General features: G+C 63.5%; 11 protein-coding genes. 1 reads left to right on the forward strand and 10 read right to left on the reverse strand.

Annotated elements, in window-relative coordinates; translation table 11 throughout:
* Positions 1-129 precede the first annotated feature (129 nt).
* The 9 genes from ACLCGK_RS09940 to pilM form a co-directional block, all read right to left on the reverse strand.
* Positions 130-1,548, reverse strand: a complete 1,419-nt coding sequence (locus tag ACLCGK_RS09940) for an FAD-dependent oxidoreductase (protein ID WP_013974599.1) — start codon at positions 1,546-1,548, stop codon at positions 130-132.
* Positions 1,549-1,654: 106 nt separating this feature from the next.
* Complete coding sequence (gltB, locus tag ACLCGK_RS09945; protein ID WP_322265035.1) at positions 1,655-6,100, reverse strand: glutamate synthase large subunit; 4,446 nt, start codon at positions 6,098-6,100, stop codon at positions 1,655-1,657.
* A gap of 372 nt (positions 6,101-6,472) precedes the next feature.
* Positions 6,473-8,083, reverse strand: a complete 1,611-nt coding sequence (locus tag ACLCGK_RS09950; protein ID WP_410951912.1) for an SPOR domain-containing protein — start codon at positions 8,081-8,083, stop codon at positions 6,473-6,475.
* A gap of 15 nt (positions 8,084-8,098) precedes the next feature.
* On the reverse strand, positions 8,099-9,196 hold the full coding sequence (gene aroB / locus ACLCGK_RS09955) for a 3-dehydroquinate synthase (protein WP_013974602.1): 1,098 nt from the start codon (positions 9,194-9,196) through the stop codon (positions 8,099-8,101).
* 96 nt (positions 9,197-9,292) lie between these two features.
* Complete coding sequence (aroK, locus tag ACLCGK_RS09960; RefSeq protein WP_015272136.1) at positions 9,293-9,811, reverse strand: shikimate kinase AroK; 519 nt, start codon at positions 9,809-9,811, stop codon at positions 9,293-9,295.
* A gap of 4 nt (positions 9,812-9,815) precedes the next feature.
* Positions 9,816-11,084: a type IV pilus secretin PilQ gene (locus tag ACLCGK_RS09965; protein WP_410951950.1), complete on the reverse strand. Its 1,269-nt coding sequence runs from the start codon at positions 11,082-11,084 to the stop codon at positions 9,816-9,818.
* A complete protein-coding gene (locus ACLCGK_RS09970; protein WP_410951951.1) occupies positions 11,008-12,009 on the reverse strand; it encodes a pilus assembly protein PilP in 1,002 nt (333 codons plus the stop codon). Before ACLCGK_RS09970 ends, ACLCGK_RS09965 begins: the two co-directional genes overlap by 77 nt.
* Before the next feature lie 11 nt (positions 12,010-12,020).
* Complete coding sequence (locus ACLCGK_RS09975; protein WP_410951913.1) at positions 12,021-12,557, reverse strand: PilN domain-containing protein; 537 nt, start codon at positions 12,555-12,557, stop codon at positions 12,021-12,023.
* On the reverse strand, positions 12,554-13,435 hold the full coding sequence (pilM, locus tag ACLCGK_RS09980; RefSeq protein ID WP_410951914.1) for a type IV pilus biogenesis protein PilM: 882 nt from the start codon (positions 13,433-13,435) through the stop codon (positions 12,554-12,556). Before pilM ends, ACLCGK_RS09975 begins: the two co-directional genes overlap by 4 nt.
* A gap of 207 nt (positions 13,436-13,642) precedes the next feature.
* Between pilM and ACLCGK_RS09985 the strand changes: the two genes are divergently transcribed.
* On the forward strand, positions 13,643-16,093 hold the full coding sequence (locus tag ACLCGK_RS09985) for a penicillin-binding protein 1A (protein ID WP_410951952.1): 2,451 nt from the start codon (positions 13,643-13,645) through the stop codon (positions 16,091-16,093).
* A 275-nt stretch (positions 16,094-16,368) separates the two neighbouring features.
* On the opposite strand, the gene ACLCGK_RS09990 is transcribed toward ACLCGK_RS09985, so the two are convergent.
* Positions 16,369-17,637: a malic enzyme-like NAD(P)-binding protein gene (locus ACLCGK_RS09990; RefSeq protein WP_024087853.1), complete on the reverse strand. Its 1,269-nt coding sequence runs from the start codon at positions 17,635-17,637 to the stop codon at positions 16,369-16,371.
* Positions 17,638-17,654 lie beyond the last annotated feature (17 nt).

Genomic DNA, 17,654 nt, shown 5'->3' on the forward strand with positions numbered 1-17,654 from the left:
GAAAAAGATGGGGTGGGGGGTGTGGTGGAAACCGTCATACAAAAAGGTCGTCTCCTACAGGAAGTACGCGATCCCCCTGTAGGAGCGGCCTTGTGTCGCGATGGGCCGCGAAGCGGCCCCGACAATCAATCAGACTTCCAGGTAGTCCAGAATGCCTTCAGCAGCAGTACGCCCTTCGAAGATAGCCGTCACCACCAGGTCCGACCCACGCACCATGTCGCCGCCGGCAAACACTTTCGGGTTGCTGGTCTGGTGCTTGAACTTGCCTTTCTCCGGTGCAACCACGCGGCCCTGGCTGTCCAGTTGGATGCCATGCTGCTCAAACCAAGGCGCCGGGCTTGGGCGGAAGCCGAAGGCGATGACCACGGCATCGGCCGGCAGAATCTCTTCAGACCCCGGGATCGGCTCCGGGCTGCGGCGGCCACGGGCATCCGGCTCGCCGAGACGGGTCTCGACCACCTTCACGCCTTCGACCTTGTCCTCGCCGACAATGGCGATAGGCTGGCGGTTGTAGAGGAACTTCACGCCCTCTTCCTTGGCGTTCTTCACCTCACGACGCGAACCCGGCATGTTGGCCTCGTCACGGCGATAGGCGCAGGTCACCGACTTGGCGCCCTGGCGGATCGAGGTGCGGTTGCAGTCCATCGCGGTGTCACCACCGCCCAGTACCACCACCTTCTTGCCCTGCATGTCGACGAAGTCTTCCGGCGACTTCTCGAAGCCCAGGTTGCGGTTGACGTTGGCGATAAGGAAGTCCAGCGCGTCATGCACGCCCGGCAGGTCCTCGCCCGGGAAGCCGCCCTTCATGTAGGTGTAGGTACCCATGCCCATGAACACCGCGTCGTACTCGGCGAGCAGTTGCTCCATGGTCACGTCCTTACCCACCTCGGTGTTCAGGCGGAACTCGATGCCCATGCCGGTGAACACTTCACGGCGGTTGCTGAGCACAGTCTTTTCCAGCTTGAACTCGGGAATACCGAAGGTCAGCAGGCCGCCGATTTCCGGGTTGCGGTCGAACACCACCGGGGTCACGCCGGCACGTACCAATACGTCGGCACAGCCCAGGCCAGCCGGGCCGGCACCGATGATGGCAACGCGCTTGCCGGTTGGCTTGACCTTGGACATGTCCGGGCGCCAGCCCATGGCGAAGGCGGTGTCGGTGATGTACTTCTCCACCGAGCCGATGGTCACCGCACCGAAGCCGTCGTTCAGGGTGCAGGCACCCTCGCACAGACGGTCCTGCGGGCATACGCGGCCGCACACTTCCGGCAGGGTATTGGTCTGGTGCGACAGCTCCGCCGCAGCCAGGATGTTGCCTTCGGAAACCAGCTTCAGCCAGTTGGGGATGAAGTTGTGTACCGGGCACTTCCATTCGCAATACGGGTTACCGCAGCCCAGGCAGCGGTGCGCCTGCTCCACGGACTGCTGCGGCTTGAACGGCTCGTAGATTTCCACGAACTCCTTCTTGCGCTGGCGCAGCAGCTTTTTCTTCGGGTCCTTGCGGCCCACTTCGATGAACTGGAAGTCGTTGTTCAGACGTTCAGCCATTTTTCAAAACCTCTTTACCGCAGTTGCCAGCCTCAGGCTGCAAGCTGCAAGACGATCACTTGAGCACGACGGGCCCCGCGCACGGGGCCGTCACTTGCAGCTGTTGTTACTGCGGGTTGGCACGGGTGCTGGACAGCAGTTGCTTCAGGTTGGCTGCCTTCGGCTTGACCAGCCAGAAGCGCCGCACGTAGTCGTCCAGGTTCTCCGAGAGCTCACGCCCCCACTCGCTGCCGGTCTCTTCCACGTACTCGGCAAGGACCCGCGCCAGGTGGCTGCGGTAGGCCTCCATCGCTTCACCACTGATACGCTGGATTTCCACCAGCTCATGGTTGAGCTTGTCAACGAAGGTATTGTCCATGTCGAGCACGTAGGCGAAGCCGCCAGTCATGCCAGAACCGAAGTTGTAACCGGTCTTGCCCAGCACACAGACAAAGCCGCCGGTCATGTACTCACAGCAGTGATCGCCAGTGCCCTCGACAACAGCGTGGGCGCCGGAGTTACGTACAGCGAAGCGCTCGCCAGCAGTACCGGCGGCGAACAGCTTGCCGCCAGTGGCGCCGTACAGGCAGGTGTTGCCAACGATGGCGCTGTGCTGGGTTTCGAACGGGCTGCCGGCTGGCGGCACGATGGTGACCTTGCCACCGGTCATGCCCTTGCCGACGTAGTCGTTGGCATCGCCTTCCAGGTGCAGGTTCAGGCCACCAGCGTTCCACACGCCGAAGCTCTGGCCCGCAGTGCCCTTGAAGCGGAAGGTGATCGGTGCCGCGGCCATGCCCTGGTTGCCGTGCAGGCGGGCGATTTCACCCGAGACCCGCGCACCGATGGAGCGGTCGCAGTTGCAGATGTCGAGGCTGAACTCGCCACCGGCCTGGTCGCGGATGGCCGGCATGGCCATTTCCACCATCTTCTCGGCCAGCTCGCCCTGGTCGAACGGCGGGTTCTTGTCGACTTCGCAGAACTGCGGCTTGTCAGCCGGGATGTGCGAGCTGCCCAGCAGCGGCGTCAGGTCCAGGTACTGCTGGCGCTCGGTGTCGCCTGGCAGCACGTCGAGCAGGTCGGTACGGCCGATCAGCTCGCCGAGGCTGCGTACGCCCAGCTTGGCCAGCCACTCACGGGTTTCTTCGGCGACGAAGGTGAAGAAGTTGATCACCATGTCGACGGTGCCGATGTAATGGTCCTTGCGCAGCTTGTCGTTCTGGGTGGCCACGCCGGTAGCGCAGTTGTTCAGGTGGCAGATGCGCAAGTACTTGCAGCCCAGGGCGATCATCGGCGCGGTACCGAAGCCGAAGCTTTCGGCGCCGAGGATGGCTGCCTTGATCACGTCCAGGCCAGTCTTCAGGCCACCGTCGGTCTGTACCCGTACCTTGCCGCGCAGGTCGTTGCCGCGCAGGGTCTGGTGGGTCTCGGCCAGGCCCAGCTCCCATGGGGCGCCGGCGTACTTGATCGAGGTCAGCGGCGAAGCACCGGTACCACCGTCGTAGCCGGAGATGGTGATCAGGTCGGCATAGGCCTTGGCCACACCGGCGGCGATGGTGCCGACGCCGGCTTCTGCCACCAGCTTGACCGAAACCAGGGCCTGCGGGTTGACCTGCTTGAGGTCGTAGATCAGCTGGGCCAGGTCTTCGATCGAGTAGATGTCGTGGTGCGGCGGTGGCGAGATCAGGGTTACGCCCGGTACCGCGTAACGCAGCTTGGCGATCAGGCCGTTGACCTTGCCGCCTGGCAGCTGGCCGCCTTCACCGGGCTTGGCGCCCTGGGCAACCTTGATCTGCAACACTTCGGCGTTGACCAGGTACTCAGGGGTCACGCCAAAGCGGCCGGTGGCCACCTGCTTGATCTTCGAGCTCTTGATGGTGCCGTAGCGCGACGGGTCTTCACCGCCCTCGCCAGAGTTGGAACGCGCGCCCAGGCGGTTCATCGCCTCGGCCAGCGCTTCGTGAGCCTCCGGCGACAGTGCACCCAGCGAAATACCGGCGGAGTCGAAGCGTTTGAGGATCGCCTCCAGCGGCTCGATCTGCTCCAGCGGCAGCGGCTGGTCAGCCACTTTCACCTTCAGCAGGTCGCGGATCATCGACACCGGACGCTGGTCGACCAGCGTGGTGTATTCCTTGAACTTGGCATAGTCGCCCTGCTGCACGGCAGCCTGCAGGGTGTTGACCACATCCGGGTTGTAGGCGTGGTACTCGCCACCGTGAACGAACTTCAACAGGCCGCCTTGCTGGATCGGCTTGCGCGCGCTCCAGGCTTCGGCTGCCAGCAGCTTCTGGTCGCTTTCCAGGTCTGCGAAACGCGCACCCTTGATGCGGCTGGAAACGCCCTTGAAGCTCAGGCCGACCACTTCCTCGGACAGGCCGATGGCTTCGAACAACTGCGCACCACGGTACGAGGCAATGGTGGAGATCCCCATCTTCGACAGGATCTTCAGCAGGCCCTTGGAGATGCCCTTGCGGTAGTACTTGAAGACTTCGTCCAGGTCGCCCAGCACTTCGCCGGTACGAATCAGGTCAGCCAGCACTTCATAGGCCAGGTACGGGTAAACGGCCGAGGCACCGAAGCCCAGCAGCACGGCGAAGTGGTGCGGGTCGCGGGCGGTGGCGGTTTCCACCAGGATGTTGCTGTCGCAACGCAGGCCCTGTTCGGTCAGGCGGTGGTGTACCGCACCAACGGCCAGCGAGGCGTGCACCGGCAGCTTGCCAGGGGCAATGTAGCGGTCGCTCAGCACCAGCTGGGTCTTGCCAGCGCGCACTGCTTCTTCAGCCTGGTCGGCGATGTTGCGGATGGCCGCTTCCAGGCCGACGCTCTCTTCATAGTTGAGGTCGATCAGCTGGCGGTCGAAACCTTCGCGCTCCAGGTTCATCAGCGAACGCCACTTGGCGGGCGAGATGACCGGCGAGCTTAGGATTACCCGCGAAGCGTGCTCGGGGGATTCCTGGAAGATGTTGCGTTCGGCGCCCAGGCAGATTTCCAGGGACATGACGATCGCTTCGCGCAGCGGGTCGATCGGCGGGTTGGTCACCTGGGCGAACTGCTGGCGGAAGAAGTCGTACGGCGAACGCACGCGCTGCGACAGAACGGCCATCGGCGTGTCGTCACCCATCGAGCCGACCGCTTCCTGGCCCTGCTCGCCGAGCGGGCGCAGCACCTGGTCACGCTCTTCGAAGGTGACCTGGAACATCTTCATGTACTGCTTGAGCTGGTCAGCGTCGTAGCTGGCCACGCCCTGGTCATCGGTCAGCGTCGCCTGGATGCGCGTGGCGTGCTGACGCAGCCAGCGCTTGTACGGGTGGCGCGACTTCAGGCGGTTGTCGATGGCGTCGGTGTCGAGGATCTGGCCGGTTTCGGTGTCCACGGCGAAGATCTGGCCCGGGCCAACGCGGCCCTTGGCGATGACGTCCTCGGGCTTGTAGTCCCATACGCCGATTTCCGACGCCAGGGTGATGTAGCCGTTCTTGGTGGTCACCCAGCGCGCCGGGCGCAGGCCGTTACGGTCGAGCAGGCACACCGCATGGCGGCCTTCGGTCATGACGATACCGGCCGGGCCATCCCACGGCTCCATGTGCATGGAGTTGTATTCGTAGAAGGCACGCAGGTCGGCGTCCATGGTCTCGACGTTTTGCCAAGCTGGCGGTACCAGCATGCGCACGCCACGGAACAGGTCGATGCCGCCAGTGACCATCAGCTCCAGCATGTTGTCCATGCTAGAGGAGTCGGAGCCGACGCGGTTGACCAGCGGGCCGAGCTCTTCGAGGTCGGGGATCAGGTCGTTGGCGAATTTGGTGCGACGGGCCATGGCCCAGTTGCGGTTGCCGGTGATGGTGTTGATCTCGCCGTTGTGGGCGAGGAAGCGGAACGGCTGCGCCAGCGGCCATTTCGGCAGGGTGTTGGTGGAGAAGCGCTGGTGGAACACGCAGATCGCGGTTTGCAGGCGCTCGTCACCCAGGTCCGGGTAGAAGGCCGCGAGATCGCGCGGCATCATCAGGCCTTTGTAGATGATGGTCTTGTGCGAGAAGCTGCAGATGTAGTGGTCGGCGTCGTGGGCGTTGGCCACGGACGAACGGCGACGGGCACTGAACAGCTTGATGGCGAATTCCTGGTCGCTCAGGCCTTCACCGCCGATGAACACCTGCTCGATCTGTGGCAGGCGCTCAAGGGCCAGGCGGCCGAGCACGCTGGTATCGATCGGCACCTTGCGCCAGCCAACCAGTTTCAGGCCAGCAGCGAGGATTTCGCGGTCCATGTTGGCGCGGGCGGCTTCTGCTTTGACCGGGTCCTGGTTGAAGAACACCATGCCGACGGCGTACTGCTTGGGCAGCTCGACGGCGAAGTGCTCCTGGGCCACGGCACGCAGGAATTGATCGGGCTTCTGCATGAGCAGACCGCAACCGTCACCGGTCTTGCCGTCGGCGTTGATACCGCCGCGGTGGGTCATGCAGGTCAGTGCCTGCATGGCGGTTTGCAGAAGGTGGTGGCTCGGTTCGCCCGTCATATGGGCGATCAGGCCAAAACCACAGTTGTCCTTGAATTCTTCGGGATGGTACAGACCTGTTTTCATAGACACATTCTCACCAGGTTCACCTCTCAACGGAGGTAAATCTCTTTTTTAACAACCACTTACCATCCACGCCGATCAAACGCCAGCTTTTTTGCGGTGGCCATGGAAAACCATTGTTGCACAGCGACAGCAATGCCCACAAATTTTCATGTCTCACCATTGAAAATTTATGTCGCAATTTTGAATGTTTTTGCGCCATGCGCCGTGATAGCGGCTTGGCTCGAGTCTGAAGCGTTTCAGCCATGACTGCAAGTAAGGCTTGTGGCCGGCAGCCTGGGACAGAAAAGCCTGCCGCGTGACAACGCAGCAGGCTAGTCGAAAGTCAGTAATCGCTCAGCAACTGGGCGGCGGGGTGGTGCCGCCCGGAAGGTATCAGCGGGCCGAGGCCAGCTCTTGTTGGACGCTGGCGACGGTACGTGGCCAAGGTTTACCAGCCTGGACCTTCGCTGGCAAGTTCTTGATTGCCGCAACCGCTGCGTCGCGGTTGGCGAAGTTGCCGTAAGTGACTACGTACAGCGGCTTGCCCTGCAGGTTTTTCTTGAAGTAGCGATAGTCGCCACCTTGAGCCTTCACGAACGCCTGAGCCGAAGCCTCGGAGCTGGTACCCAGGATCTGCACCACGTAATTGCCCGGTTTCTGCACAGCGTACCAACCGCTGTTGCCGCTGCCACCGGCTGCCGGCTTCTCGACAGGCTTGGCGGCCGGCTTGGCCACGGCGACCTGGGTTGGTGCTGGTGCAGGCTTGGCAGGCGCAACCGGCTTGGCAGGTTGGGTTGCGACAGGTTTTGGCGCAGGCGCAACCAGCTGCGGTGGCGTCTGTACTGGCTGGGCAGGTACCGGTGCCGGGCCCGCTGGCACACCTTGCGGCGGCGCGATGGTGGTCACGGTTGGCGGCGGGTTGCCTGGCTGCAGGGCGGTATCACCGGCCGGGCTGCCCTCTTCACCCTCGCCCATGCCCGCGGCCTGGGCCAGTGGCTCGCGCATCACCGGCTGCGACTGGCCAACCAGCGGCAGCGGCATCGGCTGGGACGAACCCGAGAACTCGATGGCGGGATTGCCACCATTGGCCTGGCCCTCGCCAAGCGGCAGCTGGGCCTGGGCGGCCGGCGCTTCGGCAGGTGCCTTGTCACCTTTCTTCGGCATCAACACCGCGGCCGCAACGGCGACCACAACCACAGCGGACAGCGCGAGCACATGTTTTTTAGGCATCTTGAACCCCATGGATGGTCGCTTGGCCGTCGAGCGGCTGGCGATCATGGCTTCGATCAAAGTGTCACGGGCGACCTGGTTAATGTTGCCAGGCCAGCCGTCGGAGTTTTCATGGATATCGACGATCTGTTCACGGCTGAACACCTCGATGCCCCGGCCAGCACCTTCCAGGCGCTGCTCCAGGTACTCGCGGGTTTCTTCTTCACTGTAGGGGGCGAGTTCGATGATGTGGAAGCGTTCTTCCTCGATATTGATCTCGTCCAGCCCGGCAATCAGCGACGGCTCACCGAACAGGAACACGTGCGGGCGCCCTTCCGGTACACCCGCCGCCAATTCCAGCAACGCTTGGAGTGCCGACTCGTCGAGTTGTTCCGCATCGTCCACCAGCAAATACACTTCCTGGCCGGTCAGTGCCAGTTGCACCACCTTGGCCAGGATCGCCTGCATTTCGGCCTCGGCCACATCCAGGTTCTGTGCAACCTGGCCGAGTACGCTGGCGGCATCGCTGGCGCCACGGGCGGACACCACCACGCTCTGCACCGCCTGCTTGTTGGTACTGGCCACCAAGGCCTGGCGCAGCAGGGTCTTGCCACTGCCCAGCGGGCCGGTGACAACCAGCATCAGCTGGCTGTAGCGCGCCAGGTGATGCAGCTGGCCGAGCACGGGCTTGCGCTGGGCCGGGAAGAACTTGAAGCCGGGCACACGGGGCGCGAACGGATCATGGCTCAACTGGTAATGGTCGAGAAAGGCCTCATCGGCATGCAAACTGGTCATTGCGCTGTCACAACCTCAAAGCTGGGCCACGATCGCGCGGTAATCCGCCGACAACGTGGCCTGTAGAATCTCTTTCGGATAGTCGTCGGTCACCACGGCCTCGCCCATCTGGCGCAGCAGCACCAGACGCAGACGGCCGTCGAGCACCTTCTTGTCGACCGCCATGTGCTCCATGAAATGCGCCGGGGTCATTTCCTGTGGTGGCACCACCGGCAAACCTGCGTCCTGCAACAGGCGGATTCCGCGATCGCGCTCGGCCTGGTCGATCCAGCCAAGGCGCATGGACATCTCCAGGGCCATCACCGTGCCCGCCGCCACGGCTTCGCCGTGGAGCCACACGCCGTAACCCATGTGGGTCTCGATGGCATGCCCGAAGGTATGCCCCAGGTTCAGCGTGGCGCGTACGCCAGACTCGCGCTCGTCGGCACCCACCACCGCGGCCTTGGCCGCACAGGAGCGGCGGATGGCTTCGGTCAACGCCACCGGGTCGAGGGCACGCAGTGCCTGCATATTGTCCTCGAGCCAGGCGAGGAACGGCTTGTCGCAGATCAGGCCGTACTTGATCACTTCGGCCAGGCCTGCGGACAGCTCGCGCGACGGCAGGGTCTTGAGGCTGGTGGTGTCGATCAGCACCGCATTGGGCTGGTAGAAGGCACCGACCATGTTCTTGCCCAACGGGTGGTTGATGCCGGTCTTGCCGCCGACCGAGGAGTCGACCTGGGACAGCAAAGTGGTCGGCACCTGGATGAAGTCGACGCCGCGCTGGTAGCAGGCGGCAGCGAAGCCGGCCATGTCACCGATCACGCCGCCGCCCAGGGCAACCACGGTGGTGCGGCGGTCGTGCCGTGCAGTCAGCAGGCCATCGAAGATCAGCTGCAGGGTTTCCCAGTTCTTGTGGGCTTCGCCATCGGGCAATACCACCGGCAGCACCGAATAGGCCCCCAGGGTCTTGCTCAGGCGTTCGAGATACAGGGGCGCGACGGTCTCGTTGGAAACAATGGCAACCTGCCGCCCGGCAATGTGCGGCGCCAGCAGCTCAGGCTGGTCCAGCAGGCCTTCGCCAATGTAGATCGGGTAGCTACGCTCGCCCAGGTCGACCTTTAGTGTCTGCATGTATCCCCACAATGTACTTGGGCGCGGCGCCGCTCGGGCACCTACGCGGTTACGTTGAACCTCGCCTCGGCGCTGGTGGCCGAGAATAGTCCCGGGCTAACGGGGCGGCAACTGCTGCAAGCGCTCGAGAATATCGATCACCACCATGCGTGGCGGCCGCTCGTCGGTTTCTACCACCAGGTCGGCGATCTCGCGGTAGAGCGGGTCGCGGGCTTCCAGCAGGGCGCGCAAGGTCGCCTCGGGATTGGCGGTGCGCAACAGGGGGCGATTGCGATCACGCGCGGTGCGACCAACCTGCTGTTCGACCGAAGCATGCAGATAGATCACCCGGCCACCCTGGTGCAGGGCCTTGCGGTTGGCTTCGCGCATTACCGCGCCACCGCCGGTCGCCAAGACCACGCCATCGAGTGCGCACAGCTCGGCGATCATCGCCTGCTCGCGGTCACGGAAACCCGGCTCGCCTTCCTTGTCGAAAATCCACGGGATGTTGGCGCCGCATCGCAGTTCGATTTCCTTGTCGGAATCCTTGAACAGCAGGCGCAGCTCTTTGGCCAATAGGCGTCCGATGGTGCTTTTACCAGCACCCATGGGCCCCACAAGTATCAAATTTCGCACAGAATCAACGACTCACAGCAATCGCCTGGTCACTCATGATACGCGGAGTCAGGAAGACCAGCAGCTCGGATTTTTTCTCTTGTAATGCATCGCGTCGAAACAGCCGCCCAACATACGGCAGATCGCCGAAAAATGGCACCTTGTCGACCACATTGTTTTGCGAAGTCGAGTACACGCCACCGATCACGATCGTTTCTCCGTCCGTCACGCGAACCTTGGCATTGACCTCGTTCTTGCGGATCGGCGGTACGTTGTTCAAGGCATTGACGTAATCCGGCTCGTCCTTGGTCACCCTGACGGTCATGATCACCTTGTTGTCCGGGGTGATCTGCGGGGTCACTTCCAGCGACAACGAGGCTTCGCGGAACGCTACCGAGGTGGCGCCGCTCTTGCTGGTTTCCTGGTACGGCACCTCGGTGCCTTTGAGGATCCTGGCCGTTTCCTTGTCGGCCGTGACCACCTTGGGCTGCGAGATGATTTCGCCGTTGCCGCTCTTTTCCATGGCACTGAGTTCCAGGTCGAGCAGCACATCGCCACGCAACAGGCCCAGGCCGATGCTGCCACCCACCCGCTCCACCCCGAGATCGACGAACAGATCCTTGCCCGGGCGCGGGCTCTCGACATACAGCGGCCCACCCCAGCGCACCCCCAGGCTTTTCTCGTAATCGACGTTGGCCTCGACGATACGTGCCTCGATCGCCACCTGACGCACCGGCACATCCAGCTGCGCCACCAGTTGCCTCAGCTCGGCAAGGCGGTCTGCCGGCTGGTGCACCACCAGCGTATTGGTGCGCTCATCGACACTGAGGCTGCCCCGACCGGTGAGGATGCCGTCATCCGCCAGGCTCGCCAGCAGTAGCTCTGCCAGATCGGCGGCCTTGGCGTGATGAATGGGCAACAGCTCCCGACGCAACGGCTGCAACTGTGCATCCAGCGCCTGGCCCACGTGGGCATCGACAGACTGCGCGGCAAACTCCGCCGCGGGCGCCACCAGCAGCACATTGCCCTCCTGTCGCCGGGCCAAGCCCTTGCTGCGCAGCACCAGATCCAGCGCCTGGTCCCATGGAACATCCTCAAGGCGCAAGGTGACGCTACCCTGCACGGCATCGCTGGCAACCAGGTTGACACCGGCATAGTCAGCCAGCACCTGCAGCACCGAGCGCACTTCCACATCCTGGAAGTTCAGCGACAGTGGTTCACCCTGATAAGGCATTGCCGACGCCAGCGGGAACGGCAGCAGGGCTGCCAGCATCCATTTCATCAATCTTTTCATCGTCATCCGGGGCCTCCTTGCCCAGGTGCTTTGCCAGCGTGATGAACGCCGTGCGTTCATGCCACCCCCCGGCCATGAACAGCCGTTCGCGTACTTCGACCTGGGATTGATCAACTCTCGCCACCACCCCCTGATCACGCCCGACCCGGTCCCCAGGGCGTACGCGATAGAGCCTGCCCGCCGCCATCAGCAGTGCTTCGTGTTCCGCTCCACGTGACAGGCTGCCGACCATCTCCAGTTGCGCCAAAGGCACGCCGGCCAACCCGCTGGCCGACAATCGCGTCGCTCCAGGCGCAAACGGGTCGACTGCGGGCGCTGCCGTCCCGCCCCTGGCTGGCATGCGCGCTAGCATCGCAGGCTGCGGCACTGGCGCCAGCGCCTGATAGGCATCAACCCGCAACTGCAGGCGCAGCAGCCCAGGCTTGCCATCTGCTGGAGCCAGTTGCAGGTCACCACTACGCAAAACACGCGCCTGGCCCAACCAGTCACCCAGCCACTGGCGCAATGCCGCGTATCGCCCCACCACCTGTAGCTCCAGCGGCACCTGGCGGAAACCGGCCTGCTGTTCGTCTTCATGAACGTCGAAGCGCTCGATCAGCAAGCCATGCGCGTGCCCCGAAGCCGCCAGACGCTCGAGAAGGTCACTCATGCCCTCACCGGCCGCCAGGTGCCAGTGCGCCTCGCGCAAGCGTTGCTCGGCGATGGCTACCGACGCGTGGAGTTGCTCCAACTCGGCCAGTTGCACCGCGCCGGCTGAATGCCGTTCGTGCAACTCGGCGTGCCGAGCCTCCTCCTGCGCCTGCTGTTGCAGCGCTGCAGGCAGACGTATGGCACAGCCCAGGCCGAACAGCGCCAAGGCCACCAGCACTGGCGCCAGCTGCCTGAAGCGGCTGGAGCTCTCGGCCATGGCCAGCCAGCCGAGCACCTGCGCAGCATTCACGACCAGAACGCCGAAACGCGCGCCCCCAGCAGGAATTCATCGCCGCCTGGCAGGCTCCTGATGCGCTTGAGCTCCAGACCAACCAGCGCACTCGAGCGGCTCAGGTCACGCATGAACTGCGCGACCACGGCACCTGACTTGGCCAGCCCGGTCATGTGCAAATTGCCATCTTCCAGGCTGAGGTCGAGCAGTTGCACACCCACCGGCAACGCCCGCTCGAGGTCAGCGAACACCCCGGCCAGCACATCCTGATGGGCGCGCAGTGCTTCCAGCGCCGCCGCGCGTGCCAGCAGCGCCTCATGCTGCGCATGCACATCGGCCAGCGGCTGCAATTGCTCGCCCAACACTTCAAGGGCTGCCTGGTGCCGGGTATTGGCCAGCGCCTGCTGCTCCCCGCGCTGGCGGGCCAGCTGGTCGACCAACATCACGCCACACAGGGCCAGTAGAGCGCCGGCGACCAGTTGCCTGCGGAAAGACCGCAACGCGGCTTGCCGCTGCCGTTCGCGCCAGGGCAGAAGGTTCAGCCGCATCATCGACGCAATCCTCCGAGAGCCAGGGCGCAAGCCAGAATCATCGCACGATCGACGTGTTCCAGGCGCGCCAGGTCAGGCACTAGGCGGCACGGAAGGTTCAGCTGGGAGCCGAGGCTTTGCAACTGGCCCGCTTCGACCGGAGAACAGCTGGCAATCAACAGGCATTCCGGCAAAGGCTCACCGGCGAGCAAGGCCAGCAGGCGCTCTGGCAGCGCCCCGGTTATCGTCGACAGCCCCAGGCTCAGCTCACGCCGTTGCTGAGGCTGCCCCGAATGCCAGCCATAAAGAATGGTGCTGTGCGCCTCGATACGCAGCAACGCCGAGCTTTGGTGCCTGGCCAGCGGCAGCATGCGCCCCAAGGCAATGCTGTCGACCTCCACGGCCTCCAGTTGCAACCCGGCCTCCTCGACGATGCCCTCAAGTGGCGCCAGTGCACTCTGCCGACACGCAGCCACCATCACCTCGGCGCAGCCTGCCTGGACGCGAGAACCTCCCAGGACCTGAAAATCCAGGGCCAGGTCTTCCAGCGGAAATGGAAACAGCCGTTCGGCGTCAGCCAGCAGCTGCGCCTCCACTTCTGCACCGCCCTGTTCCACTGGCAGGTGGCATAGCTTGCAGATCACCTGGTTACCCGGCAGTGCCAGCGCGACCCGGCGCTGCCTGAGGCCGCTGCGCCTGTAGGCGCGCCTCAAGGCAGCCGCCACGGCGCCAGGCTCTGCCGCCCAATCACTGCCAGCCAATGATTCGAACGGCTCTTGTACCGAGGCAAGCACCCGGCAGCGCCGGTTACGCCGCTGCAGTTGCACAATCCGAACGGAGTCAGGGGCAATTTCCACCCCCACGAGTGAACCGGCATCCTTGCCGAAGCGTCCTAGCATCGTGGCATCCTTGTTGTCTGTCGCCGCCATCCTTCGCGGCTACCTGCCCCAACCCCGCGTCAGCACTAGGCCGCGCCTGCCCATCGAGGCGACGGGCAGCCTGGCCGGTAACCCGGAGAGGCGAAAAAATGCTTATAATGCCCAGCGTTTTTTGGTCCGCCGGACCTGCGTGCAATCCACTCCCAACCTGGACACCGAAAAGCCTTGATACGTCTGCTGAAGTTCTTCTGGTGGTCTTCCGTCGCAGTCATCTGCGCGCTCGTACTCGGTGTGAGCGGTGCGTTTCTGTATCTTAGCCCCAACCTGCCCTCGGTCGAGTCGCTCAGAAGCATCCAGTTGCAGATCCCCCTCAGGGTGTACAGCAGCGACGGCAAGTTGATTGCCGAGTTCGGCGAAATGCGTCGCTCACCGATCCGCTTCGAGGAAATTCCCCCACAATTCATCCAGGCGCTTCTGTCGGCCGAGGACGACAACTTCCTCAATCACTACGGTGTCGACCCCAGCAGCCTGATGCGCGCCGCGACCCAGTTGGTGAAAACCGGCCATATCCAGACCGGCGGCAGTACCATCACCATGCAGGTGGCGAAGAACTTCTTCCTCACCAGCGAGCGCAGCTTCTCGCGCAAGACCAACGAAATCCTGCTGGCCCTGCAGATCGAGCGTGAGCTGACCAAGGACGAGATCCTCGAGCTGTACGTGAACAAGATCTACCTGGGCAACCGCGCCTACGGTATCGATGCCGCCGCGCAGGTGTACTACGGCAAGTCGATCCGCGACGTGAGCCTGGCGCAGATGGCGATGATCGCCGGCCTGCCCAAGGCACCCTCGCGCTTCAACCCGCTGGCCAACCCCGTACGCGCCAAAGAGCGCCGCGACTGGATCCTCGGCCGCATGTACAAGCTGGGCAAGATCGACGAAGCCAGTTACCAGGCGGCCCTGGCCGAGCCGCTCAACGCCAGCTACCACGTGCCCACGCCTGAAGTGAATGCGCCTTACATCGCCGAAATGGCCCGCGCCGAAATGGTCGGTCGCTACGGCAGCGACGCCTACACCGAAGGCTTCCGCGTCACTACCACGGTGCCCAGCGACATGCAGGAAATGGCCAACAAGGCCATCCTCAACGGCCTCTCCGACTACGATGAGCGCCACGGCTACCGCGGCCCCGAAGCACGCTTCCCGGGCCGCACCCAGGCAGCCTGGCTGCAGGAACTGGGCAAGCAGCGCAGCCTCGGCGGCCTGGAGCCGGTCATCGTCACCCAGGTCGAAAAAAACGGCCTCAAGGTGCTGACCCGCAGCGGCCAGGAAGAGCAGGTGGCCTGGGACACCATGAAATGGGCGCGCCCGTTCATCAACAGCAACTCCCAGGGCCGTGCGCCGCAGTCACCGGCAGATGTGGCCCAGGTTGGCGACCTGGTGCGCGTGCAGCGCCTGGAAGATGGCAAGTTCAAGTTCAGCCAGGTACCTGGCGCGCAGAGTGCGCTGGTCACCCTTGACCCTTACAACGGCGCCATCCGCGCCCTGGTCGGCGGTTTCTCGTTCGAGCAGAGCAACTACAACCGCGCCATGCAGGCCAAGCGTCAGCCGGGCTCGAGCTTCAAGCCGTTCATCTACAGCGCCGCACTGGACAGTGGCTACACCGCATCCAGCCTGGTCAACGATGCACCAATCGTGTTCGTCGACGAGTACCTGGACAAAGTCTGGCGACCGAAGAACGACACCAATACCTTCCTTGGCCCGATCCGTATGCGCGAAGCGCTGTACAAGTCGCGCAACCTGGTGTCGATCCGCCTGCTGCAGGCCATGGGCGTGGACCGTACCATCGACTACATCGCCAAGTTCGGCTTCAACAAGCAGGACCTGCCACGCAACCTGTCGCTGGCACTGGGCACCGCCACCCTGACCCCTATGGAAATCGCCACAGGCTGGAGTACTTTTGCCAACGGCGGGTACAAGATCACCCCGTACCTGATCGAACGCATCGAAAGCCGCAGCGGCGAGACGCTGTTCACCGCCAACCCGGCTCGGGTACCGCAAGGTGCCGAGGACCAGGCGGGTGTGGCCGCGCCCGAACAGCCGATCAGCACAACCGCCATGCCTGGCGAGGCACCCGCTGCCTTCAGCCAGGTGGCTTCTGCACCGCAGGCGCCGGCCGTGGCCGAGCGGATCATCGACGGTCGCACCACCTACATCCTCACCAGCATGCTGCAGGACGTGATCAAGCGCGGCACCGGCCGCCGGGCGCTGGCCCTGGGCCGCACCGACCTGGCAGGCAAGACCGGTACCACCAACGAGTCCAAGGACGCCTGGTTCTCTGGCTACAATGCCGATTACGTGACCACCGTGTGGGTCGGCTTCGACCAGCCCGAAACCCTTGGGCGCCGCGAGTACGGCGGCACGGCGGCACTGCCGATCTGGATGAGCTTCATGGGCGCGGCACTCAAGGACAAGCCTGCGCATGCGCCGGCAGAACCGGAAGGCATCCTCAGCCTGCGCGTCGACCCGGTCAGCGGCCGTGCCGCTTCGCCGAGCACGCCGAATGCCTACTTCGAGCTGTTCAAGGCCGAAGACTCGCCGCCGTCGGTGGACGAACTGGGCACTGGCGCAGCACCGGGCAGCCCTCTGCCGGCGGATGAAGCGGCGCCGATGGACCTGTTCTGACCAGATGTAAAGCCGGGGGGCGCTTTGCGCCCCTATCGGGGAAAAAAGAAAACCCCACAAGAAAAAACCAGACCCTATGGGGGCGGGACTGTGTCGCGACACAAGGCCGCTCCCACAGGAAACGCCTAGCCCTTGTGGGAGCGGCCTTGTGTCGCGATGGGCTGCAAAGCAGCCCCAGAATCCGACAGGCAGCCAAAAATAGCAGCATGGCGCACCGCCAAACAAAAAGCCCCGGCTCATACGAGCCGGGGCTTTTTTGTGTCGCCAGGCAGCAATCAGCCTTTGAACACGTCATCCACGCTAGTCAGCGGGTAGTGCTTCGGATACGGCAGGGTTGCCACGCCGGATTCGATGGCGGCCTTGGCCACAGCGTCGGAAACGACGGTGATCAGGCGTGCGTCCAACGGCTTCGGAATGATGTACTCACGACCAAATTCCAGAGCCTGTACGCCGTAGGCGTCGCACACTTCCTTCGGCACTGGCAGCTTGGCCAGATCTTTCAGGGCGATGGCGGCGGCGATTTTCATTTCTTCGTTGATGCGCTTGGCGCGAACGTCCAGGGCACCACGGAAGATGAACGGGAAGCCCAGTACGTTGTTGACCTGGTTCGGGTAGTCGGAACGACCGGTAGCCATGATCACGTCGCTGCGAGTGGCGTGCGCCAGCTCTGGCGAGATTTCCGGGTCCGGGTTCGAGCAGGCGAACACGATCGGGTTGGCAGCCATCGACTTCAGGCCTTCGGCGCTCAGCAGGTTCGGGCCGGACAGGCCTACGAACACGTCGGCACCGTCGAGGGCGTCAGCCAGGGTGCGCTTGTCGGTGGCGTGGGCGAACTGCGCCTTGTACTGGTTCAGATCGTCACGGCCAGCGTGGATCACGCCGCTGCGGTCGATCATGTAAATGTTTTCGACCTTGGCACCCATGCTTACCAGCAGCTTCATGCAGGAGATGGCGGCAGCGCCGGCACCCAGGCAGACGATCTTGGCGTCTTCCAGCTTCTTGCCGGCGATTTCCAGGGCGTTGATCATGCCGGCAGCGGTCACGATGGCGGTACCGTGCTGGTCATCGTGGAATACCGGAATGTCGCACTGTTCGATCAGGGTGCGCTCGATTTCGAAGCACTCAGGCGCCTTGATGTCTTCGAGGTTGATGCCACCGAAGGTGATCGAGATGCGGCGAACGGTGTCGATGAACGCCTGCGGGCTTTCCGACTCCACTTCGATGTCGAACACGTCGATACCGGCGAAACGCTTGAACAGAACACCCTTGCCTTCCATGACCGGCTTGGAAGCCAGTGGGCCGAGGTCACCCAGACCGAGGATGGCGGTGCCATCGGAAATCACCGCAACCAGGTTGCCTTTGCCGGTGTATTTGTAAGCCAGCTCTGGATCACGGCCGATTTCACGCACGGGCTCAGCAACACCTGGGCTGTAGGCCAGGGCGAGGTCACGGGCGGTGGCTGTGGGCTTGGAGAGTTCGACGCTCAGTTTCCCCGGACGAGGTTGAGCGTGATATTCGAGAGCGGCGGTTTTCAGGTCTGACATGGTGGGCATTCCGCTAT

The sequence above is a fragment of the Pseudomonas sp. S1(2024) genome, from assembly GCF_046557535.1.